The sequence below is a fragment of the Staphylococcus sp. 11262D007BW genome (assembly GCF_053547815.1).
In genome coordinates, this window is sequence record NZ_JBPWPJ010000001.1 from 1300835 (window position 1) to 1325323 (window position 24489).

At 35.5% G+C, this 24489-nt stretch carries 21 protein-coding genes; 4 read left to right on the plus strand and 17 right to left on the minus strand.

Annotated elements, in window-relative coordinates:
* Positions 1–74: 74 nt before the first annotated feature.
* Positions 75–632, plus strand: a complete 558-nt coding sequence (locus ACEE93_RS06460; protein ID WP_449155822.1) for a 3'-5' exonuclease — start codon at positions 75–77, stop codon at positions 630–632.
* Here ACEE93_RS06460 and dinB read toward each other — a convergent pair.
* The 6 genes from dinB to gatC form a co-directional block, all read right to left on the minus strand.
* Positions 627–1697 carry a DNA polymerase IV gene (dinB, locus tag ACEE93_RS06465; protein WP_449155821.1) on the minus strand — a complete coding sequence of 357 codons (1071 nt, stop codon included), beginning with the start codon at positions 1695–1697 and terminating at the stop codon, positions 627–629. The two genes, ACEE93_RS06460 and dinB, sit on opposite strands and share 6 nt — an antisense overlap.
* A 52-nt stretch (positions 1698–1749) precedes the next feature.
* Positions 1750–3111 (minus strand): 23S rRNA (uracil(1939)-C(5))-methyltransferase RlmD, encoded by a 1362-nt coding sequence (gene rlmD / locus ACEE93_RS06470; RefSeq protein WP_449156459.1) that lies wholly within the window; start codon positions 3109–3111, stop codon positions 1750–1752.
* Between the two features lie 156 nt (positions 3112–3267).
* Complete coding sequence (locus ACEE93_RS06475) at positions 3268–4200, minus strand: diacylglycerol kinase (RefSeq protein ID WP_449156460.1); 933 nt, start codon at positions 4198–4200, stop codon at positions 3268–3270.
* A 214-nt stretch (positions 4201–4414) separates the two neighbouring features.
* The gene (gene gatB, locus ACEE93_RS06480; protein WP_449155818.1) at positions 4415–5842 is read right to left on the minus strand and encodes an Asp-tRNA(Asn)/Glu-tRNA(Gln) amidotransferase subunit GatB; all 1428 of its coding nucleotides are present in this window, start codon (positions 5840–5842) and stop codon (positions 4415–4417) included.
* A 12-nt stretch (positions 5843–5854) separates the two neighbouring features.
* Positions 5855–7315, minus strand: coding sequence for an Asp-tRNA(Asn)/Glu-tRNA(Gln) amidotransferase subunit GatA (gatA, locus tag ACEE93_RS06485; protein ID WP_449155817.1), 1461 nt, complete (start codon positions 7313–7315; stop codon positions 5855–5857).
* 2 nt (positions 7316–7317) lie between these two features.
* Entirely contained in the window at positions 7318–7620 is a 303-nt protein-coding gene (gene gatC, locus ACEE93_RS06490; protein WP_449155816.1) for an Asp-tRNA(Asn)/Glu-tRNA(Gln) amidotransferase subunit GatC, read from the minus strand.
* Positions 7621–7943: 323 nt separating this feature from the next.
* Here gatC and putP point away from each other — a divergent pair, with 323 nt between their 5' ends.
* Positions 7944–9491 carry a sodium/proline symporter PutP gene (gene putP / locus ACEE93_RS06495; RefSeq protein WP_449155815.1) on the plus strand — a complete coding sequence of 516 codons (1548 nt, stop codon included), beginning with the start codon at positions 7944–7946 and terminating at the stop codon, positions 9489–9491.
* 56 nt (positions 9492–9547) lie between these two features.
* Here the strand turns inward: putP and ACEE93_RS06500 are convergent, their stop codons facing one another.
* The 10 genes from ACEE93_RS06500 to ACEE93_RS06545 form a co-directional block, all read right to left on the minus strand.
* Positions 9548–10753: a CamS family sex pheromone protein gene (locus ACEE93_RS06500; protein WP_449155814.1), complete on the minus strand. Its 1206-nt coding sequence runs from the start codon at positions 10751–10753 to the stop codon at positions 9548–9550.
* 16 nt (positions 10754–10769) lie between these two features.
* Positions 10770–12770, minus strand: coding sequence for an NAD-dependent DNA ligase LigA (gene ligA, locus ACEE93_RS06505; RefSeq protein ID WP_449155813.1), 2001 nt, complete (start codon positions 12768–12770; stop codon positions 10770–10772).
* Positions 12771–12773: 3 nt separating this feature from the next.
* Positions 12774–14960 (minus strand): DNA helicase PcrA, encoded by a 2187-nt coding sequence (gene pcrA, locus ACEE93_RS06510; RefSeq protein ID WP_449155812.1) that lies wholly within the window; start codon positions 14958–14960, stop codon positions 12774–12776.
* Positions 14960–15649 carry a heptaprenylglyceryl phosphate synthase gene (locus ACEE93_RS06515; protein WP_449155811.1) on the minus strand — a complete coding sequence of 230 codons (690 nt, stop codon included), beginning with the start codon at positions 15647–15649 and terminating at the stop codon, positions 14960–14962. Before ACEE93_RS06515 ends, pcrA begins: the two co-directional genes overlap by 1 nt.
* Before the next feature lie 225 nt (positions 15650–15874).
* On the minus strand, positions 15875–16177 hold the full coding sequence (locus ACEE93_RS06520; protein ID WP_449155810.1) for a YerC/YecD family TrpR-related protein: 303 nt from the start codon (positions 16175–16177) through the stop codon (positions 15875–15877).
* Between the two features lie 67 nt (positions 16178–16244).
* Positions 16245–17540, minus strand: coding sequence for an adenylosuccinate lyase (gene purB, locus ACEE93_RS06525; protein ID WP_449156461.1), 1296 nt, complete (start codon positions 17538–17540; stop codon positions 16245–16247).
* A 250-nt stretch (positions 17541–17790) separates the two neighbouring features.
* The gene (locus ACEE93_RS06530) at positions 17791–17970 is read right to left on the minus strand and encodes an NETI motif-containing protein (RefSeq protein ID WP_449155808.1); all 180 of its coding nucleotides are present in this window, start codon (positions 17968–17970) and stop codon (positions 17791–17793) included.
* Positions 17960–18529 carry a DUF2179 domain-containing protein gene (locus ACEE93_RS06535; protein ID WP_449155807.1) on the minus strand — a complete coding sequence of 190 codons (570 nt, stop codon included), beginning with the start codon at positions 18527–18529 and terminating at the stop codon, positions 17960–17962. Before ACEE93_RS06535 ends, ACEE93_RS06530 begins: the two co-directional genes overlap by 11 nt.
* Before the next feature lie 70 nt (positions 18530–18599).
* Complete coding sequence (nadE, locus tag ACEE93_RS06540) at positions 18600–19421, minus strand: ammonia-dependent NAD(+) synthetase (protein WP_449155806.1); 822 nt, start codon at positions 19419–19421, stop codon at positions 18600–18602.
* Positions 19414–20883 carry a nicotinate phosphoribosyltransferase gene (locus tag ACEE93_RS06545; RefSeq protein WP_449155805.1) on the minus strand — a complete coding sequence of 490 codons (1470 nt, stop codon included), beginning with the start codon at positions 20881–20883 and terminating at the stop codon, positions 19414–19416. The genes nadE and ACEE93_RS06545 overlap by 8 nt, the downstream gene beginning before the upstream one ends.
* A 190-nt stretch (positions 20884–21073) precedes the next feature.
* Here ACEE93_RS06545 and ACEE93_RS06550 point away from each other — a divergent pair, with 190 nt between their 5' ends.
* Both ACEE93_RS06550 and ACEE93_RS06555 read left to right on the plus strand, forming a co-directional pair.
* Positions 21074–22144, plus strand: coding sequence for a nitric oxide synthase oxygenase (locus ACEE93_RS06550; RefSeq protein ID WP_449155804.1), 1071 nt, complete (start codon positions 21074–21076; stop codon positions 22142–22144).
* Positions 22145–22186: 42 nt separating this feature from the next.
* The gene (locus ACEE93_RS06555) at positions 22187–23011 is read left to right on the plus strand and encodes a prephenate dehydratase (protein WP_449155803.1); all 825 of its coding nucleotides are present in this window, start codon (positions 22187–22189) and stop codon (positions 23009–23011) included.
* 369 nt (positions 23012–23380) lie between these two features.
* On the opposite strand, the gene ACEE93_RS06560 is transcribed toward ACEE93_RS06555, so the two are convergent.
* The gene (locus ACEE93_RS06560; RefSeq protein ID WP_449156462.1) at positions 23381–24430 is read right to left on the minus strand and encodes a glycosyl hydrolase family 28-related protein; all 1050 of its coding nucleotides are present in this window, start codon (positions 24428–24430) and stop codon (positions 23381–23383) included.
* Between the last annotated feature and the right edge of the window lie 59 nt (positions 24431–24489).

Genomic DNA, 24489 nt, shown 5'->3' on the forward strand with positions numbered 1-24489 from the left:
GATCGTTATCCAATTATGATGATAGAGGTCCCAGCCTGTTTTTAATTATTTTTATTTAGAAATGGAGAATATTGATGTCACAAGCTTTTATCGCATTAGATTTTGAAACAGCTAATTATAAACGTACAAGTATTTGTTCAGTAGGTATGGTCAAAATAATCAACCATACATTGACAGAGACATTTTATACGCTCGTTAATCCACATGATTATTTTTCAAAACGTAATATCGAAGTACATGGAATTCAACCTCAAGATGTCGTTTCAGCGCCTACATTTAAAGAAGTCTTTCCATACATGTTACAATTTATCGAAGACTATCCAGTAGTAGCACATAATGCAGCATTTGATATGTCCGTTTTACATGCGAGTCTTAAAGCTGATCACTTTCAAACACCTGACATTCGATATTTTTGTTCTTATCAACTTGCCAAACGCACAGTGGATGCACCACGATACGGCTTAAATCATATGATGCGCTATTATCAATTAGACTTTAAAGGTCATCATGATGCATTAAATGATGCAAAAGCATGTGGAATGATTACTTATCGATTACTTCAACACTATACAGACCTTGACCATGTGTTGACCCTATATGGTAAGGATTTAACGGATAAAGATGTATTATAAATAATCATATATTGTCATATTTTGAACAAAGTGCGTTTGTAGTCCACCTACTGAGACACCAATTAATCGTATCGGCACGTTCGGGTCTTTTACCTCGTAATACAATTCATACGCAATTTGATAGATATCGTCATTTTCTCTAATAGGATACAACAGACTTTTTTGTTTTGAATAATTTTCAAATTTGTAGGTTTTTATTTTAACTGTTACCGTGTTACCTAACTGCTCTAATTCCTCTAAACGTTTAGCAATTTTCACAGACAATTCTTCAATCTTTCTTAGAATTTCTTCATCATCGTTAGTATCAATTGAAAATGTACGTTCAGCACCTACACTTTTTCGAATACGCTCTGATTTTACCGGGCGATCATCTTGGCCTCTCACTCGTTGATAAAGATGTTGGCCTTTTTTACCAAACCATTGAATGAGTGTCTTCTCATTTAATTGATATAAATCATTACCAGTAAAGATTTGATGCTCATGCATTTTCACTTTTGAAGCTTTGCCAACACCCGGAAAATCTCCTATATCTAATGCCATTAAAATACTGTGGACATTTTGATAATCAATCACAGTCAGTCCATTCGGTTTATTCATCCCGCTTGCTAATTTAGCTAAAAATTTATTATAAGAAACACCAGCACTTGCAGTTAGTTGCGTTTTTTCAAAAATATCTCTTCTAATAAATTGAGCAATGCGTGATGCTGGTAAGTCTCGTCTGACCAAGTGTGTTATATCTAGATACGCTTCATCTAATGAGAGCGGTTCAACTTGATCGGTATAACTTTTAAAAATCTCCATAATTTGATGTGAGACTTCTCTATATGTCTCATAATGGGGTGTAATATAGTAACCATTCGGACATAACTGATGCGCTCGTGCCATGGGCATAGCAGAGTGAACACCATAACGTCTCGCCTCGTAAGAAGCTGTTGAGACGACGCCACGCCCACTCGCTTTCCCTCCTACAATAACTGGCTTTCCCTTCAATTTAGGGTTATTTCGTACTTCTACCTGTGCAAAAAAATAATCCATATCTATATGAATGATTCGACGTTCAATCATTGTCACACCCTTTTTATCGTTAAAACGATGGTTATATAGTTAAAGGTCTGCTTTATTTTCTTACAAGTAATGCTACTGTCTCTACATGAGTTGTTTGTGGAAACATATCTACTGGTGTAATTTCTTCTAATTGATATTTCTCGTTTAATCGTTCAACATCTCGTAATTGCGTACTTGGATTACATGAAACATACACGATACGTTTAGGTTCGAGTTCTAATAGTGTCTGAATGAATGTTTCATCACAGCCTTTACGTGGTGGGTCAACTGTAACCACGTCTGGTTGAATGCCTTGTTGTTGCCACTGTTGGATAACTTCTTCTGCAGCCCCTACCTCAAAGGTCGTATTATTCATGTTATTTTGGAGCGCATTTCGCTTAGCATCTTCTATTGCGGCTTGCACTACTTCTACGCCATACACGTGTTTCGCATAAGGTGCCATCATCAATGCAATCGTACCGATACCACAGTACGTATCTAGTACAATTTCTTCACCCGTAAGTTGCGCATAACGTTGCGCGATACCATAGAGCTTCTCTGTCTGAGTCACATTGATTTGGTAAAAAGAACGATCATTGATTTCAAATGTCACATCATTCAATTGATCGTTAATCGTGTCTTTTCCGTAAATTGTATACGAATGATCACCCATAATCACATTGGATTGCTTCATATTTTGATTTACTTTCATACTTTGGATGTTTGGAAAACGTTGTGTTAAATCGTGAATAATGTCTTGTTGATAAGGCATCTTCTTACCATTAATGACAAAAATCACCATAACCTCATTTGTAAAATATCCCTTACGAATAACGACATGCCGTAATAAGCCAGCGTGTTTTTCCTCATTATAAGGCTTAATACCGTACTGAGAAAAAATACGTTTTAACGCATTTAAAATATGATCTTGATCGTCATATTGAATTAGACATTCATCAATGTCGATAATATCATGACTTCTTTGGCGATAAAAGCCCATCTTAATGTGACCTTGCTTATCTAAACCAACTGGAATTTGAGATTTATTACGATATGAAAAAGGATGCTCCATACCTACTGTTTGATGAATGGTCACATCTGAAAATCGACCTTTTCTCTGAAACAAATTGACAACCTGTTCTTTTTTCATATCCAGTTGTACTTGATAAGATAAATGCTGAAGTTGACAACCACCACATTTATAATAATATTCACATGGCGGGGTAACCCTTTGACTACTTTGTTGTTGAATAGTATCAAGCTTTCCAATGGCAAAATTTTTCTTCACTTTAATGACTTTAAATGTAATCTTTTCTCCTGTTAAAGCACGTGGCACAAAGATAGGATAACGATCAAATTTAACGACCCCATGACCTTCATGTGTCAAATCCACTACTTGTCCTTCATACATTTTGTTCTTTTCAACTACTGCCATATTCTATCTCCTTACATTGTCTTTTTAACAAAATTGATACATTAAAAAGAGCGAGAACCATAACAGTGAGTATTTATGAAAATACTTTACCTCTTGTCATATTGGTCTCATGTGTACCATTATCCGTTCACTGTCATTTGTGTCTCGCTCACGTATTTATTCAGATTGTTGTGGTTCATCCATCAATAAGTCATTGTTTTGTTGTGAAGGTGAAAATACTTCAATATGTCTTTTTAAATTATAAAAATTAGCTGGTAACTGGCCGCCATATTCCCCATCAACGTTTAATGGCATATCTGTATAAGAAGAAATATTAATGGATTGTGCTTTATAATAATGCACTTTTGGATGTTTAATATGTTCTCCTCTTGAAGCTAATGTCATAATATGTCCTAACTCTGCGATATTTGCCTTTTCCACAATGAGCAACGTAAACTTTCCATCATCTAGTTTAGCATCGGGTACTAATTTTTCAAAACCAGCCATAGAGTTTGTGAGACCCAATAAGAATAACATAATGTCGCCTTCAAACACCTCATCATCATACTCAATTCTTACATTGACAGCATGCATTTGAGGCAACATTTCGAACCCTTTAATATAATAAGCAAAGGGACCAACAATCGATTTCAATTTGCTCGGTGCTTCATAGGAAACTTCAGTAATTTTACCGCCACCTGCTAAATTGATAAAGTAACGGCTATTCATCTTACCAATATCTACTTCTACTGTCTTTCCACTTAAAATGACATCGACGGCTTTAAAGATATCATTAGGTAAATGTAAAGCACGACCAAAATCATTAACGGTACCCATTGGTATTAAACCAAGTTTAGGACGGTTAGGTTGCTCTGCAATACCATTAATAACCTCATTTAAAGTCCCATCGCCACCTGCTACAACTAATAAATCGAAGTTTTGATGAATCACACGAGCCGCTTCTTCTGTCGCGTCTCCCGCTTTTTGCGTGGCATAAGCGCTTGTTTCATATCCTGCATTTTCCATTTGAGCTAAAACGTCTGGCAGTGCCCGTTTAAAAACTTCTTTACCAGAAGTTGGATTATAAATTATTCTTGCACGTTTTCTCATACAAATCCCTCTATTTTTATTTACTCACACTTAATATTATAGTAATAACGCTCATTTTAAAAGTCAGAAACCTTAATTCGGAAGCGTTTCACTAAGTTCATTTAAAGTTTGAATAACACGTCTCTACAAATAAAATTGAGGTGAGTTCGTTCATCGAAACCCACCTCAATATTTAAATTTTATAGCTTTCTGCAAATCAAACTTACAGCTTGTTTTACATCTTGTCTAATTCAGATTTTAATAATTTGTTAGCTAGTTGAGGATTTGCTTGTCCTTTTGAAAGTTTCATAATTTGTCCGACTAAGAAGCCCATTGCTTTACCTTTACCATTTTTGTAATCTTCAACAGATTGTGGGTTATTTTCAATGGCTTCTTGTACAAATTTCAATATTGCACCTTCATCTGAAATTTGAACGAGCCCTTTATCTTTCATAATTTGCTTAGCATCGCCACCGTTTTTAGCTAATTCAGGGAAGACTTTTTTGGCAATCTTACTACTCATTGTGCCATCTTCAATCAGTTTAATCATTCCAGCTAAATTTTCTGGTGTTAATGCTGTATCATTTAGCTCAATTTGATTTTTGTTCAGATACTCATTCACGCCGCCCATTAACCAGTTAGATGTCAATTTGATATCAGCGCCTTTTGCAATAGCACCTTCAAAGAAATCAGACATTTCTTTCGTTAATGTTAATACGTGCGCATCATAAGCTGGTAAACCATATTCAGACACATATTTTTCTTTTCTTGCGTCTGGTAATTCTGGAATCGTTTGACGTACACGTTCTTTCCAATCTTCATCGATATATAGTGGTACAATGTCAGGTTCAGGGAAATAACGGTAATCATCTGATGCTTCTTTAACACGCATTAGAATAGTTTTACCTGTTGATTCATCAAAACGACGTGTCTCTTGTAAAATTTCGCCACCGTTTAATAACTCTTCTTCTTGGCGTTTAACTTCATATTCTAATCCTTTACGGACGTTGTTAAAGGAGTTTAAGTTCTTTAATTCTGCTTTCGTACCAAAAGCTTCTTGACCGTATGGACGTAAAGACACATTGGCATCACAACGTAATGAACCTTCCTCCATTTTACAGTCAGATACACCTGTATATTGAATGATAGACTTTATTTTTTCTAAGTAAGCATACGCTTCTTGAGGTGAACGGATATCTGGCTCTGACACGATCTCAACAAGTGGTGTACCTTGACGGTTTAAATCAACTAAAGAATAGCCCTCTTTATGTGTTGATTTACCAGCATCTTCTTCCATATGAAGTCGTGTAATACCGATGCGTTTCTTCTCACCATCTACTTCGATTTCGATATGACCATGTTCACCTATTGGTTGGTCTAATTGTGAAATTTGATACGCTTTTGGGTTATCTGGATAAAAGTAATTTTTACGATCAAATTTAGATTCTGTAGCAATTTCCATATTTAAAGCCATTGCAGCACGCATTGACCAGTCTACAGCACGTCGGTTTACTGACGGTAATACACCAGGATATGCTAAATCAATAACACTCGTGTTTGTATTAGGTTCTGCACCATAAGCAACAGGTGCGCTTGAAAACATTTTTGAATCTGTTTTCAATTCAACGTGGACTTCTAGCCCTATTATTGTTTCAAAATGCATTCTTGCCACTCCTTATAATTTTTGATAGTGATCGTGTAGATTAAACTGAGTTTCGTATTGATATGCTACGCGATATAGTGTTTTTTCATCGAATGGTTTTCCAATTAATTGTAAACCTATCGGACGTCCATTTTCTGCTAAACCACATGGTAATGAAATACCTGGTAAGCCTGCTAAGTTTACTGGTGTTGTTAATAAATCATTCGCATACATTGTCAATGGATCATTAATTTCCGCACCTAAATCGAAAGCGACAGTCGGCGTAGTTGGTCCTAATACGATATCGTAGTTTTCGAAGACTTTTTCAAAATCATTTTTAATTAATGTACGAACTTTTAACGCTTTTTTATAATATGCATCGTAATAACCAGAACTTAAAACATATGTTCCTAAGAAGATACGACGTTTAACTTCTTCACCAAATCCTTCACTACGAGACATTTTGTAAAGTTCTTCTAAAGATTTAGCTTCTTTTGAATGATAACCGTAACGGATACCATCAAAGCGTGCTAAGTTTGAAGACGCTTCTGCAGATGCAATGACATAATATGAAGGAATACCTGCAGATGTACGCGGTAAGCTCACTTCTTCTACAACAGCACCTAATGATTTTAATGTTTCTGCTGCTTTTAATACTGCTTCTTTAACTTCAGTATCAACGCCATCACCAATATATTCTTTTGGTAATGCGACTTTCATACCTTTAATATCTTTACCAATATCAGCTGCGAAGTCTTTAGCCACGTCAGGCGCACTTGTCGCATCCATTTCATCTTCTCCAGAGATGGCTTCTAATACAATCGCGTTATCTTTAACATTGCGTGTAATAGGTCCAATTTGGTCTAAAGAGGAGGCGAACGCAACTAAACCGAAACGAGACACGCGACCATAAGTTGGTTTTAATCCAACAACACCGCAATAAGCTGCAGGTTGACGGATTGAACCACCCGTATCTGTACCTAACGTAAATGGTACTAAACCAGCTGCAACTGCTGCTGCCGAACCACCTGATGAGCCACCAGGTACTGCTTTATGATCAAATGGGTTCACTGTCTTTTTAAAGTATGACGTTTCAGTAGAACCACCCATTGCAAATTCATCTAAGTTCACTTTACCAATGAGTACACCATTTTCTGCATGTAATTTTTTCATTACAGTAGATTCATAGATAGGCACAAAACCTTCTAACATTTTACTAGCACATGTTGTTTCTAAGCCTTCTGTAATAATGTTATCTTTAATCCCCATTGGAATACCAAACAATTGACCTTCCATTTCACCTTTTGCTTGCAATGCATCTAACTCTTCAGCCTTTTTCACGGCATTGTCTTTATCTAATGCAAGGAAAGATTGGATTTGAGGGTCAGTTTCTTCAATTGCATCATAAATATCTTTTACAATGTCAGATGGTTTAATTTCGTTATTTTGGATCATCTTTTGTAAAGTTTCAATTGATTCATAACGGATGCTCATCTTTATGCGTCCTCCTCATTCATAACTGCTGGCACTTTAAATTGACCAGCTTCTACTTCTTTAGCATTTGTTAAAGCTTCTTCTTGTGTTAAACCAGGAACTGCTTGATCCTCACGTAAAACATTTTGTAAATCTAATACGTGATTCGTGGGTTTAACATTTTCTGTATCAACAGCATCGATTTGATGACAAAAATTGATGATACCTTCTAAAGTACCTTGTAAATCTTTTGATTCTTCATCAGTCACATTTAAGCGAGCAAGATTTGCAATATATTCGACCTGTTCTTGTGTAATTTCAGTCATTACAACAAAGCCTCCCTTAAAAATAGTCTTTTATCTATAAAGTGTATCAAATTTTATTATAAAAATCTAAACCTTTCATGATTGAGTCCCCTCTGTTTTAGTTTACTACGCTCATTTTGATTGATTTTATCTTTGGGGCTGAGACATAAAGCGCTAATGCTCTGGAAAACCGATTAACGGTGTCCCAACCTCATTCTACACAATTCATGAATTATTTCAGTCTTTTAAAGCAAGATTTTGACTTAAATTTAAAAAGTATCTTTTTTTAATTTGACTTTTCGGTATAATAAATATAAGCACGTTATTAAAAGGGGGAAAACATTTTGAACTTATTAGGGGCTACATTATCTAGTCAAGTGAATCCTGACTGGCAAACTTATATTATGATTGCCGTCTATTTTATCATTTTACTAGGTATTGGTTATTATGGTTATAAGCAAGCAACAAATAACCTTAGTGAATATATGTTAGGTGGTCGTAGTATTGGACCATGGGTAACCGCTTTATCAGCTGGTGCTTCTGATATGAGTGGTTGGATGATCATGGGATTACCTGGTGAGGTGTATTCCACAGGATTATCTGCACTTTGGTTAGCGATTGGTTTAACGATCGGAGCATATGTTAACTATTTGGTGGTGGCACCACGTCTACGTGTGCATACAGAAATTGCTGGTGATGCAATTACTTTACCAGATTTCTTTAAAAATCGACTCAATGACCAAACTAATATCATTAAAATTGTTTCTGGTTTAATCATAGTGGTCTTTTTTACACTGTACACACATTCTGGTTTAGTATCAGGAGGAAAATTATTTGAAAGTGCGTTCGGTTTAGACTACCGTGTCGGTTTAATTTTAATTGCAGCCATTGTCATTTTATATACATTTTTTGGTGGTTATTTAGCAGTTTCAATCACTGACTTTTTCCAAGGGGTTATCATGTTAATCGCAATGATTATGGTACCTATTGTTACTTTATTAAAACTTAATGGATTAGATACTTTTGGAACTATCGCTGAAATGAAACCAACTAATTTAGACTTTTTTAAAGGGACAACGATTGTTGGTATTATTTCCTTTTTCGCATGGGGATTAGGTTATTTTGGCCAACCGCATATTTTAGTGCGATTTATGTCTATTCGTTCCGTTAAACTGTTTCCATTTACGAGAAGAATAGGTATCGGTTGGATGGGCATCGGTTTAATTGGTGCTGTACTAGTTGGTTTATTAGGTATTGCATTCGTACCTGCACAAGGTGTGGAAATTCAAGATCCAGAGACTTTATTTATCTTAATGGGCCAAATTTTATTCCACCCACTTGTAGGCGGATTTTTACTGGCGGCTATTTTAGCAGCAATTATGAGTACGATTTCATCTCAACTGCTTGTTACTTCAAGTTCTTTAACTGAAGATTTTTATAAACTCGTTCGCGGTGCAAAAGCAGATTCAGCAAAGCATGAAAAAGAATTTGTATTAGTAGGTCGTATTTCAGTCGTGATTGTAGCGATTGTTGCAATCTTGATTGCTTGGACGCCTAATGATACGATCTTAAATTTAGTTGGTAATGCGTGGGCTGGTTTTGGTGCCTCATTCGGACCACTTGTGATTTTATCCTTATATTGGAAAGGATTAACTCGAACAGGTGCAATAAGTGGAATGATTGCAGGTGCATTAACAGTTATTTTATGGATTGTATTCGTATTACCATTAGGTGAAATGAATGATATCTTTAATCTGTATGAAATTGTACCAGGTTTTATTGTAAGTTTAGTTGTTACAATTGTAGTATCTAAATTTACAAAGCAACCAGGCGATTTTGTTGGTAAAGACTTAGCAGAAGTTAAACGTCAACTATCCAATATTAAACACTAAATTAATAAAGAGGAGAAATCACTTCATCATGATTTCTCCTCTCTTTTTATGTCATTTTAGTTATTGTAAATATGCACTTGTGGTGATTTATCATCTTTTGATTTAACAATTAGCGCGCGTGATTGGCTACCATCTTTAATGTGAATTTCATAACTATCTACATCTTTAAATTCATTTTCTGCTAGCTGCGTAACATATTGGGTAATACCAGTTAACTCAGCCTTACCATAATAATCAATCGGCAAATCTACAACTAAGTGATCTGCTTTTTTATCGACAAACTTCGCTTTTCCTACTGCTTGTGTAAAGTTTGAAAAATATGATTGTAAATTACTATTAAAGTTTTGAAAATGCGTATTTAAATTTTCATTTAAATCATTGGCTTCACTAGACGGTAATAATACTGTTTTTTCGTTAATATCTTTCCATTGACTTAAATCAGCATCCGCTTCCTCGGAAGTTGCTGAGGCGACAAAGTGGCCTGGTACAATATCATCTTGTGCTGATTGAATGTAAATCGCAAAGTGAATTGGAATATCTTTTAATTCATCATTGGCACGAAGTCGTGTCAGAATCTCATCCGCCATTTCTTTACCTTGTTGTTTTACCTTTTTCTCATCTAAATTTTCACTATACGTTTCGCCATACTTTTCTTTTTGATAATAATAAACGCTATTCATGGCTAGACCTATTGTCATTCCTTTTATCTTCTCACCTTTTGTATCAGATGTGCCATAAAAATCTTGTTCTAAGATATTAGACAATACAGGTGGCGATGCTTTAGCAATTTTCTCTTCATCTTTTTCACCATTTGTAGAAGGGTTTAAGCCTAAGTTTTCTGTTGCATTATTATCTTCTTTTTCTTCGTCACTCATCTGATCAAGCTCTTTTTTCGTATATTTAGGCTCTAAATAAGCACGAATCGTATCTTTATCTAAGTACTGACCATCTTGATACAAATAATCATCAGTTGGAAAGACATTTTTACTATTTTCTAATAATCCATCTTCAAAGTCTTCCCCATTATAACTATTCGCCATCGTTTCTTGAACTAACCCTCTAGCTTGGCTTTCTTTAAAAGGTAAAATGGTACGATATTCGTCCCCTTGTACCGCTTTATCTGTTGCTATATCTTTCACTTCATCGGATGATTGAGACGCATTTTTCGACGCCTCATTATTATTAGCGTCATTGTCTTTGGCAGGTGCACAAGCAGTTAATACTAAGGATAAACCTAAGATTACCATTATCTTCTTTTTCATCACTAAACCCCTTATACTAGTTTATTTCATTTTGCTTATCAATAAATTGTTGTTCATCCCAAATCTCTGTTCCGAATGATTCAGCTTTCGTTAATTTAGAGCCCGCATCTTTTCCGGCAATCACAAGATCTGTAGACTTAGTTACACTACTTGTCACTTTTGCACCTTGAAGTGTTAACCATTTTGACGCTTCTGTGCGTGTCATTTGCTCAAGTTTACCAGTGAGTACGACCGTTTTCCCATTAAATTCAGGGTGACCTTCAACATTAGTAACCTTTTGGCCTTTAAATGTCATATTTACATTTTGGTCTTTTAGTTTATGAATAAGCGACTGAATGTCCTCGTTTGCAAGGTACGTGATTAAAGATTGTGCTAGCTTTTCGCCAACATCATATATTTCAACTAACTCTTCTTCAGTAACAGTTAATAATCGATCCATCGTTTCATATTTTTCAGCTAATACACGGCTCGCTTTAACACCCAGATGACGAATGCCTAAACCGAATAATAAATGCTCTAACGATTGACTTTTAGCATCTTCTATCGCTTGCAATAGATTTTGTACTTTCTTTTCACCCATACGGTCTAAAGGTAATAAATCTTCTTTTTGTAAGTAGAAGATATCTGCCACATCTTTAATTAAATTCGCTGAAAATAGTTGTTGGATAATCTTGTCTCCTAGACCATCAATATTCATCGCTTGTCTTGACACAAAGTGAATTAATCCTTCTACTAACTGAGCTTGGCATTTTGGGTTAATACATCTTAACGCTACTTCCCCTTCAATACGCACAAGTTCATGACCGCAACTTGGACAATGTGTTGGCATATGATATTTTTCAACATTGTCATCTCGTCGATCTAAAATAACGCGCACTACCTCTGGAATAATGTCTCCGGCCTTTTTAATGACTACATGATCCCCTATTCGAATATCTTTCTCGTGGATTAAATCTTCATTGTGTAACGACGCGCGAGAAACTGTTGTTCCTGCTACACGGACCGGTTTTAACACAGCAGTGGGTGTGACGACCCCAGTACGTCCTATACTTAATTCAATATCGTATAGTTCTGTTACGACTTCTTCAGCAGGGAATTTATAAGCAATCGCCCATCTAGGTGATTTTTGAGTGAATCCCATCTCTTCTTGATGCGCTAAAGAATTGACTTTAATTACGATACCATCAATATCATAAGAAAGTTGACCACGTTCATCAGTCCATTTTTCGATATAGTCTAGTACCCCTTCTATAGACGCTACTTCAGTTCGCTCATGATTTGTTTTAAACCCTAGTTGGTCCAGTTGATTTAGAGCTTCACTTTGTGACGTAGCATCTAATTCAGTCAAATCATTAATGCTATACATAAATACGTCTAACTTTCTAGAGGCTGCTAATCTACTATCTAGTTGTCTTAATGAACCCGCCGCTGCATTTCGTGGATTCGCAAAAGGTTGTTCATCATTTTGTTCTTTCATTTCGTTTAACTTCAAAAAGGACTGACGAGGCATATATGCTTCGCCTCTAACTTCAAAAGAAATAGGTTCTTTTAATGTCAGTGGAATCGCTTGAATGGTTTTTAAATTCTCAGTGATATCTTCTCCAGTCGTACCATCACCGCGCGTTAAACCTTGAACAAACTTACCATCTACATATTTTAACGACACTGCTAGACCATCAATCTTAAGTTCACACATATATGTAACATCGCCTACAGCTTCACGAACACGTTGATCAAAACGACGCAATTCCTCTTCATTAAAAGCATTGGCTAAACTCAACATTGGCGTGTCATGACGTACTTTTTCAAATGTGGATTGCGCTTCTCCACCTACACGGACAGTAGGAGAATCTGTTGTTTTATATTCAGGATGCGCTTCTTCGATATCCATAAGTTCACGTAATAATTGATCATATTCACTATCTGGCACAGAAGGCTGATCTTGTACATAATATTCATAGTTATATTGGTGCAACAGTTTGTGTAATTCTGCCACTCGAGATTTAAGGTCTGCCATTACTTAATCCTCCTTTTTTTCGATAGGTGCAAATTGTGCAATCAGACGTTTAGGTCCTTCACTTTTGAAAATAATATCTAACTCTACTGATCCATTCTTCTCATTCACGTTTGAAACCATACCTTCTCCCCAAGATTTATGAATTACTTTATCACCGACGTTCCAATCTGATGTAGAGTGTGATGTTTTATTATTAATACGACGACTAAAGCCACGCTTAGCAGGTTTCTCGCTTTTTGAATTAATTGATGTCGTTTTTTGAGTAGGTTGATCTAATAAATCTTCAGGAATTTCATTTAGAAAACGTGAACGGAAATTAGATTGTGAGCGTCCATAAAGCGTACGTGTGGATGCATGTGTTAAATACAACTCTTCTTCTGCTCGTGTAATGGCTACGTAGCTAATACGTCTTTCTTCTTCCATTTCGTGATCATCATCTGCTTTGATTGCTCGAATATGTGGAAATATAGATTCTTCAAGACCGATGATGAAGACAATTGGGAATTCCAACCCTTTAGCAGAGTGCATCGTCATTAATGTCACACCATCTTCTAAATTAGCCTCATCTACGTCAGCAACGAGAGAAAGGTCTGTTAAGAAATTAATCAGTGATTGTTCTTCTAAAGGTGTATTTTCTTCATAGTCTTTAGGTACAGACATAAACTCGTCAATGTTTTCAAGACGACTACGTGACTCAAGTGTACGGTCTTGTTCTAACATCTCTCGATAGCCGGACTTATCCATCACTTCATTTACAATATCCGTAATTTCAAGAAATTCTTGTTCTTTCATCAAGTTACTCATTAATGTATAAAATTCAGCTGCCGCTTGAGTGACTTTTTTAGATAAACCAATAAAGTCAACTTCTGCTAATGCATCAAACATACTAATGTCATGTGCTGATGCGTAGTTAGCGATTTTATCTACTGAAGAAGGTCCGATACCTCTTTTAGGAACGTTAATAATACGACGTAAACTAATGTCATCTGCACTATTTGCAATTAATCTTAAATAACTTAATACATCTTTGATTTCTTTACGGTCATAGAATTTTTGACCGCCAATCATTACATATGGAATATTTGATTTTAAAAATGTTTCCTCTAGCACACGTGATTGGGCATTTGTACGATAAAGTACTGCCATATCTTTGAACTGTTTACCCTTTTTCTGTTGTTTCAATATTTCTCTTACAACATATTCTGTTTCATCACGTTCACTAAACGCTTCATAATAATGAATTTTTTCACCTTGTTGATTAGCAGTCCATAAGCCTTTTGGTTTTCTTTCTGTATTATTACGAATCACTTCATTAGCTGCAGTTAAAATGGTCTTTGTGGAACGGTAATTTTGTTCTAAAAAGATCGTCTTAGCTGTAGGATAATCTTCTTCAAAGGATAAAATGTTTTGAATGTCTGCACCACGCCAACCATAAATGGATTGGTCTGAGTCACCCACGACACAAAGGTTTTTAAATTTTTGAGCAATCATATTCACAAGTGTATATTGTGCTTTATTCGTATCTTGATACTCATCCACGTGAATATATTGAAATTTATTTTGATAAAATTCCAACACTTCCGGTACGCGATCGAATAATTTAATCGTTGTCATAATTAAATCATCAAAATCTAAGGCTTGATTTCGTAACAATTGTTTTTGATAGCCTTCATATACCTTAGCCACCATTTGACTATACATATCTTCTGCTTCAGCCATTGCATGTTTTGGTGTTTTTAATTCATTTTTCAATTGACTGATGGCACCGATAAACATTCTCGGGTCATATTTTTTAGAGTCTATATTTTCCTTTTTTAAAATATCTTTAATGACTGATTTTTGGTCAGTAGGATCGATAATTGTAAAATTACGTTCAATGCCAATTCGATCAGCATCGCGTCTTAATATTCTTACACACATAGAGTGAAACGTAGACATCCAAATGACTTCTGCTTCTTCACCAACAAGTGTGCCGACACGTTCTTTCATTTCTTTTGCTGCTTTATTCGTAAAGGTGATTGCTAAGATATTATACGGAGATACATCTTTTTCATCTAATAAATAAGCAATTCGATGGGTAAGTACACGTGTTTTACCTGAACCCGCACCTGCCATAATTAAAAGCGGGCCTTCAGTTGTGCGCACCGCTTCACTTTGTTCATTATTCATATTTTTTAAAAGTGGATTCATTATGTTCTCTCCTTTATTTTAGTCGTTTTAATCGCCTGACGAATATCTTCGTATATCAGATTACCTACTACAATGGTATCCGCAATTTCAGCTACTCGTTGTGCACTTTCTAAATTATAAATACCGCCACCATAAAATAATTGCGTATTCGTTAATTGATCTTTGGCAGCTTCCACATAATTTAAATCACCATATGTACCACTATATTCAAGGTAAAGTACTGGAAAACGATAAAATTCATTGGCCATTTGGGCGTATGCAATCACATCATCTTCATCTAAATCTGTTTGTGCTTGCGTAAGTTGACTGACCTTACTATCGGGATTCAGTACGACATATCCTTCAAATATAAATTCTTCAAAATCAATCATATGACCATACGCTTTGAGTGCACGATGAAGTATGCCGTTATGAAACTCAGTATCTTTACTGTTTAACACTGTGGGCACAAAGTAAAAATCAAACCCAGGCATCGTACTTTCTAGGTTTGAAACTTCAAGTGCAAGCGGTAAGGGATAACGACGAACACGACTCATTAAATGTAATACATTATCTTCAGTCACATTATCCGTCCCTCCAATAATAATGGCATCGGTTTGAGACATACATACTTTTTCTAAATCCTCATCAGAGATATCTTTAGCTGGATCTAATTTAAATACATGTCTCCAGTTGTTAATGTCATACATCGTCGTACACTCCTTTAAAATTTCATACAGTTCATTATAGCATTTTTAAACGATGATATCTAAGAACAATAAAGCGATTGACACATCGTTTTCAACCTAAAAAAACGGCTAGTGATTTGATTCACTAACCGTTAAAAGTGGTCGAAATAGAACAACTCAATGTATCGTCATTTGTTCTATTTCTATCTGTTTTTTTATGCATTAACATACTTTTCATTTAATCTATTAAAATTTTGTTTCAATATTCATTCTATCTAAAATCATGGTATAGGCGTCATTGCCCCACTGTAGTGATCGCTTAACACGAGAAATGGTTGCTGTAGAAGCGCCCGACTCTTGCTCAATTGTTGCATAAGTATAGCCTTGCTTAATCATCTTAGCAACTTGCAATCGTTGAGAAAGCGACTGGATTTCATTGACTGTACATAAATCATCAAAAAATTGATAACATTCTTCTCTCGTTTCTAATGTAAGAATTGCATCGAACAGTTCATCTAAAGTCTGTCCTCGTAACTTTTCAATTTGCATGCAAAACAACCCCTAATTTTTAATCTATGTTCATTTTAACGCATTAATAGATTAAAGTGTAGTAAAGTTATGCTAATCCCACCCTTTTAAATATTGTATCAACTTGGTTAAGGTGGTGTCTAGGGTCAAAACATGCGTCTAATTCTTCTTTAGATAGTTGATCTGTAATTTTAGAATCTTGTTCTACTAACTCTCTAAATGGTGTTTTAGTTTGCCATGATTCCATTGCTTTTGGTTGGACTGTATCATATGCTTCTTCACGAACCATACCTTTATCGATTAACGCTAATAAGACACGTTGAGAATAAATTAATCCAAATGTTTTATTCATATTTTCTGCCATATTGTCTTCATAAATTGTTAAACGGTCAATAATATTTGTAAAACGGTTAAGGGCATAGTCTAATGCAATTGTCACGTCTGGTAACATAATACGCTCTGCAGAAGAGTGAGAAATATCTCTTTCATGCCATAAAGCCACATTTTCATATGCAGTTGTTAAATAGCCACGAATAACACGTGCAATACCTGTGATGTTTTCTGAACCGACAGGATTACGTTTATGTGGCATTGCTGAAGAGCCTTTTTGACCTTTCGCAAATGCTTCTTCTACTTCACGTGTTTCAGTTTTTTGAAGATTACGCACTTCTACTGCGAATTTTTCAAGAGATGTAGAGATTAAACTTAATGTCGCAATATAATACGCGTGACGATCACGTTGTAATGTTTGCGTAGAAATTGGTGCTGTACCAATACCTAAATGTTTACAAACATATGCTTCAATTTCAGGTGGGATGTTAGCAAATGTACCAACCGCACCACTCATTTTACCAACTTCAATTTCTTCTCTAACACGTTTGAAACGGTCAAAATTACGTTTCATTTCTGCATACCATAATGCCATTTTTAAGCCGAAAGTCGTTGGTTCAGCGTGAACACCATGTGTACGTCCCATCATTAATGTATTTTTATATTTTTTAGCTTTTTCAGCTAATACATCAATGAAACGTTCTAAATCTTTTTCGATAATTTCATTCGCTTGTTTAATTTGATAACTTAACGCTGTATCTACTACGTCAGTAGAAGTTAATCCATAATGTACCCATTTACGCTCTTCGCCTAATGTTTCTGATACTTGGCGTGTAAATGCCACAACATCATGGCGAGTTTGTTCTTCAATTTCTTTGGCACGTGCAACATCTACTTGAGCATTGTCGCGAATTTTCTTAACATCTTCTTTAGGAATATAACCGAGTTCGCTCCATGCTTCACTTGCTAATATTTCAACTTCTAACCATGCTTCATAGCGATTTTGATCCGTCCAAATATTTGACATTTCTTCTCTAGAATAACGTTCAATCATTGTTTTAAACTCCTAACCTATATGGATAATTTAATTATAGCAAAGTTTACATTTATGTACATTTCTTATTCAAACAGATTTAATGTTCGTAATCAAGTGTTTATTCTAATTAATAACGAAATAAAATAACGCTCAAAATGCAAAAACACGAATTTTTATGATTTTATCCTTTTCAAAAGACGAGATAATGCATAAGAGATAGGGGCGGAAATAACGTTTGCACTATAACGTTAATAAATGCCCCACTTCTTTACTCAATTTCGATCTTTTTACCTACAAACACAATGTCTTGTTTTAGCACTTCAACAGAGCCGTCTTTATTTTCTTTGAAGACTGGCTTTTCAAATCGTTTAACAGGCATATAACCTTGTGCTCGCATTCTGGATAAACATGCTTCAATGGTTTCATTATCTTCTACTTTAAATTTCATCTGTATCATACGCCTTTACTTTTTTACTACGTACCCCTTTAACCCAGAAACCACCATGGATTGATCTAGGTTCATAGGCAATCACAAACGCTTTAGGGTCAAGTTGTTTAATCGTATCCATTAACTTTAATTCATAGCGACGTGGTGTAAGGATTTGCATCACTAATCGATCACCATCTCTACCATGTGCGCCAAAATGGGTAACGCCATACCCTAAATCACGTAATTGTCTTGGTAAATCTAATTCATAATCCGCAGTAGTCACATTGACGACAGAATAACCTAAAGCGAGTTTTTCTTCTATTTTCATACCGACAATGATCCCTACAGAAAAACCTAGGGCATACGCGATAATATTTAAAATTTGATCTAAGCTAGACATTACCATCCCTAGCCCGATTACATAGACTAAAACCTCTATGAAACTGACAATCGCTGCGACATAACGATAGCCTTTTAATGTTAATATCACCCGCATTGTTAAAGCTGTTACATACGCAACATTAATGACAAATATCGCAATAATCATCATCCATGGGTTATCATTAATAAAACTCATCATGATCCTCATTTCCTAATAAAATTGAGCTTATTGTACCAACTGATTGCTTATTTGTCATTAGAAATTTTTACTTCGGCCAAGTAAATCGTGTATAGGCTAATTCTCGTTTATGTGCATTTTTAACATAGTGTGATTCAATTGTTTTAGCTGCTTCACTAGAAACGGCTTTACCTTCTAAATAATCATCAATATCTTCATAAGATACACCTAAGGCTTCTTCGTCAGGCAATAGTGGTTTTAAATCTTCTAAATCAGCTGTTGGCACTTTTTCGTAAAGGTGGGCACTAGCTCCTAAATATTCAAGTAATTGACGACCCTGTCTTTTGTTTAATCCAAATAATGGCGCAATATCAGCAGCACCATCACCATACTTAGTAAAGAAACCAGTCACATTTTCTGCTGAATGATCTGTCCCCACAACAATACCGCTTAAGTTAGCTGCAATGGCAAATTGAACTTTCATACGTTCGCGTGCTTTTTCATTTCCTTTTTGAAAATCATTCAGTACAATGCCCGCTTCTTTTAATGATTGTACACTTTGATCTACAGCTGGCTTAATGTTTACGGTCACCACTTTGTCAGGTTGGATGAACGCAATCGCATCTTCTACTTCATCTGCATCAAGTTGTTCACCATATGGCAATTTAACGGCAATAAATTGATAGTGCCCATCGCCCGCTTCATTTAATTCATTAACAGCTAATTGAACCAATTTTCCTGCTAATGTGGAATCTTGACCACCAGAAATACCTAATACTAATGTTTTTATAAAAGAATGACTTGTAATATATTCCTTTATAAAATGTTTAATAGATTCAATCGTTTTATCACTATCAATTGTAGGTTGAACCTTCATTTCTTCCACGATAATGGATTGTAATTCACTCATGTTCTTCCTCCATTTCTTTCACATTTTCGGCCACTTCAAATATGCGTTTGTGTTTGTTATCCCAACACTCAGAACTTAAATCAACAGGGTATTCTTCAGGGTTTAAATAACGTTTATTTTCTTCCCATAATAGTTGTAAATTGTCTTGTAAGTAGGCCTTTGCATCAAGTTCTGAAGGCAATTGATAAACCAATTTCCCATCTTTAAAAATGTCCCGATGTAAATCAATTGCTTTAAATTGTTTTACCCATTTCATCTTGTAAGTATGAATTGGATGGAACATTTTAAGTTTATCTAACGCATTAGGGTCTTCGTGTTCTAACGTAATGTAATCCCCTTCAGATTTATTCGTTTTAGTGTTAATAATACGATATACGCGTTTTTTACCTGGTGTCGTTACTTTCTCAGCATTATTGGATAATTTGATACGATCTACAAGATTTCCATTTTCATCTTCTACTGCTACCATTTTATAAACAGCACCTAAAGCAGGCTGTTGATAAGCTGTAATTAGTTTTGTACCAACACCCCAAGAGTCCACTGTGGCACCTTGTGCTTTTAAACTTGTAATGGTTTGTTCATCTAAATCATTAGATGCAATGATTTTAGCGTCTTTAAAGCCCGCTTCATCTAACATTTTACGTGCAGCTTTAGATAAATAAGCAATATCGCCTGAATCTAAACGAATACCGATAAAATTAATCTTATCCCCTAACTCTTTCGCTACTTTAATCGCATTCGGTACACCTGATTTTAGAGTGTGGAAGGTATCGACTAAAAAGACACAATCTTTATGACGTTCTGCATACTTTTTAAAAGCGACATATTCATCGCCATACGTTTGAACAAAAGCATGCGCATGTGTACCAGATATCGGTAAGTTAAATAATTTACCCGCTCGTACATTACTCGTTGAATCAAAACCACCAATAATGGCTGCTCTAGCACCCCATAGCGCTGCATCAAATTCATGCGCACGTCTTGTGCCAAACTCCATTAATGTATCGTTCATAGCCACTTGTTTAATTAAACTTGCTTTTGTAGAAATTAAAGTTTGGAAGTTTACAATATTCAACAATGCTGTTTCAATTAACTGCGCTTGAATTAAAGGTGCTTCCACGCGAATAAGCGGCTCATTATTAAAACATAATTCCCCTTCTTGCATTGCTCGAATATTTCCTGTAAATTCTAAATTCGACAAATACGTTAAAAAGTCTTCTTGATAACCTACAGAACGTAAATATTCGATATCTGTGTCAGAGAAATGTAAATTATCTAGAAATTGAATCACTCTTCTTAAACCATTAAAAACAGCATACCCACTTTCAAAAGGCATATTTCTAAAGTATAAATCAAACACTGCTGTACGTTCATGAATGCCATCAAACCAGTATGATTCTGCCATATTTATTTGATATAAATCATTGTGTAACATTAAACTATCATCTTTGTATTGATACATCATTATCTCCTCTTAAACTTTGTTTTTTCACTGCTTATGTATTTGTAATTGATTATCTTCATAGTATCATATTTACCGTTCAGTTTCTGTGATACACGCATTTCTTTTCAACTCCAACAAAATGATGACAATTCTTCATTTTAATACCCCCTTTATATTAAATTCCTTATAATGTAAATGAGGTGAAAACATGTTAGATAAAGCACTATCGTTTATTAAACAAATGTATCAAGAATTGAATTATCCAGAGACACAATATCAAGAGAGAATTGCTGAAATTAAACAAGCCATTGCTGAAACGGGTACTTATCGACATACGGCTGAAGAATTAACTTATGGTGCAAAAATGGCATGGCGTAATTCTAATAGATGTATTGGCCGGCTTTTTTGGAACAGTCTGATTGTTCATGATGCGCGTGATGTTAAGACAGAATCTGACTTTCTTCACTCTATTCATCAACACTTGGAAGACGCTACAAATCATGGAAAAATTCGTCCAACCATTACTATTTATGCTCAAGCTGATGAAGAAGGTCCTAAAATTTTCAATAATCAACTCATTAGATATGCAGGTTACGATAATATAGGAGATCCTGCTGAAAAGAAGGTCACACAACTCGCTGAACATTTAGGCTGGCAAGGCGCAGGCACTGCTTTTGATGTGTTACCACTTATCTATCAATTACCTAATGAACCGATAAAATATCATGACTATCCATCAGAGTTAGTTAAAGAAGTACCAATCACCCATTCAGAATTTCCAAAGGTAGCCGATTTACAGTTGAAATGGTATGCCGTCCCTATCATTTCTAGCATGGACTTAAAAATTGGAGGCATCACTTACCCAACTGTACCGTTTAATGGATGGTATATGGTTAACGAAATTGCAGTCCGCAATTTCACAGATACGTACCGCTACAATTTATTACCTCAATTCGCTGAAGCGATGGGTTATCATAATTTAAAAAATAGTAGTTTTAATAAGGATCGTGTTTTAGTGGAAATAAATGATGCGGTCTATCAATCATTTAAAAATGCAGGTGTTTCTATCGTCGATCACTTAACCGCATCTAAACAATTTGAGCAGTTTGAACGAAACGAGGAACAAAACGAGCGTACTGTCACAGGTAAATGGTCCTGGTTAGCACCGCCTTTGTCCCCTACTTTAACGTCAAACTATCATCATGGTTATGCGAACGAGACTAGAGAACCCAACTTTTTCTATAAACAGCCCTCTCAATCAGGGTGCCCTTTTCATTAACTTATTGTACAATAGTACAAATATCGTTAAGGGGCTGATGGCATGCAGTTACATTATTTAGGACCAGAAGGCACATTTTCTTATTTAGCAGCACAACAATATTTAGCACACCAAACGCATCCAGAGCGTATTCAGTTAGTACCTAAAAATAATTTATATGAAGTCATTACCGCATTAGAGTCATCGGAAGAAGTCATGGCGATTGTTCCGATTGAAAATGCTATAGAAGGGATAATAAATACCGTCGCAGATTTGCTAACACGTGACTATTTATGTGTCGTCGACGAAGTGGTAATGAAGGTAAATTTAGCTCTATATGGTAAACAACATCAATCAGTGTCGGATATTCATAAAGTTTATTCCATTGATCCAGCTATCAACCAAGCACAAACTTTTATTCGAAATTATCAATTCGATATTGGTATTGCATCGAGCACTGTCGCTGCCCTTTCCTATATTGATGATACAAGCGCAGCCATTGCGCCATTAGGCAGTGGTGAACTCTATGGGTACTATTCATTACAGAATCATATAGAAGACTCACCACATAACATGACGCGTTTTTTAATTTTGTCTAATAATATGACGTATAAGCAGCAAACCGGCAGTGAATGTTTATTTATTATTACACCGAATTCTGATCAGCCTGGTGTGTTAATGAGTATTTTAAATACATTTTATATGTTGAACCTTAATCTGACATGGATTGCATCGCGCCCTCTTAAAACTAAATTAGGCATGTATCACTTTTTTATACAAGCTGAATCAATCGATCAAACTCATTTAGAAAAAGTAATGACAATTTTAACTACACTGGATTTTGATGTCACTTTATTAGGCCATTTTAATACGCTTTCGTTATCTTAAACATAAAAGCTGCCAAAAACGTTATTAATACGCGTTTTTGACAGCTTTTATTTTGCATTCGACGCTCGATTTTGCTCATAAAGAAATGTTCGCCTGCTCGCTAGCGCTCGCATGCATAACGAACACTAACTCACTTACGTTCACAGTGTTTCTAAATTGTCCGCACTTTGTATAATCCGGCTTCCAATTGCAGGATTCTCGATAATACTACGTGACGCGCAAAAATCAAAGAGCGATTTTCTTCTTAAGAAAAAGGTTCGCCTGCTCACTTTCATTCGCATGCATAACGAATACTAACTCACTTACGTTCGAAGTGTTCGTAATCACATCGAACCTTGACCGCAATTGTCCGCACTTTTTTAGAGTAATTTATTGGTTTTGGACGTGTATCTTTTTAAGAGGTGGTAAGTTTTTGTTTTGACTGATGACTAACCCTTTGATGCCTTTTAGATGAATGGGTTGGTTATGGTTTAAAAATGTATTGTTTATAATATTCACATCGATATGGGGTGCTTCTTGATGACTGCGTATATGCAAAGTATCACTTTTGAAGCAGTTCTTAAAAATGTTGTGACATACATCAAAATGATAACCGCCTTGTTTCCCTGCTTCGGTACCATCAAGGCTATGCATATTTTTCCCTTTGTAAACACCTAAATAGCGCACGCCTCCAGCGCAATTTAAGAAGATATTGTTGTAAATTTGGATGTGTTTCCCTTTTAATGGTGTTAATGCATAGTCTTTTGTACCTTCAAAAAAGTTATGTCGTATGACTATATTTTCATAAAAATGATTCAACCGGCTGGCATGTGAACCGATCGCTCTGTTCCATGCGTGCATATTTCCTTCATGCGAGCTTCCAAAATAGCAATGTTCAATTACCATATTTTTAGTAATCGTCCCATCATTTGCGCCAAATTTTGGAAATGCTCCTTTGACAAACAAATCTAACTGGATTGCTTCTGAAAAAGAGCGATTGCCATTCACGTCATAAAATCCTAGAAACTGACAATGATGAATATGGGCATGATTTAAGCCACAAGCATCAATCCCATGACCCCCCACTACATTTTTTATAGTGACATGACCCACTTCAACATTTGTAGCATGACCTAAACACATCGCTGTATTGTTATATGGGCACGCATTCCCATTCATATCAAATGTGCCACCTATAATTCGAATATTACCGTTTCCATCATAAAAATGGTATTTTCGCAAACTTGAACCATTTTTAATCAGGGCATCTCGACCTTTCCTTAACAACACTGCATCTGGATGTAAAACCAATGTTGTCCCTTCATAAATTTTTAATGCTTTTCCTATAAAGTAAATGCCTTTAGGTACATGAATCGTGATTGGTCGTTGTTTCCCTTTATTTAAAGCGTGTTGTAATTGAACAGTATCTTTTATCGTCATTAATATATTATTCAAAATTCTAAAAAGTTTTCGCATTAGAAATGTAGATTCCTCCTTAA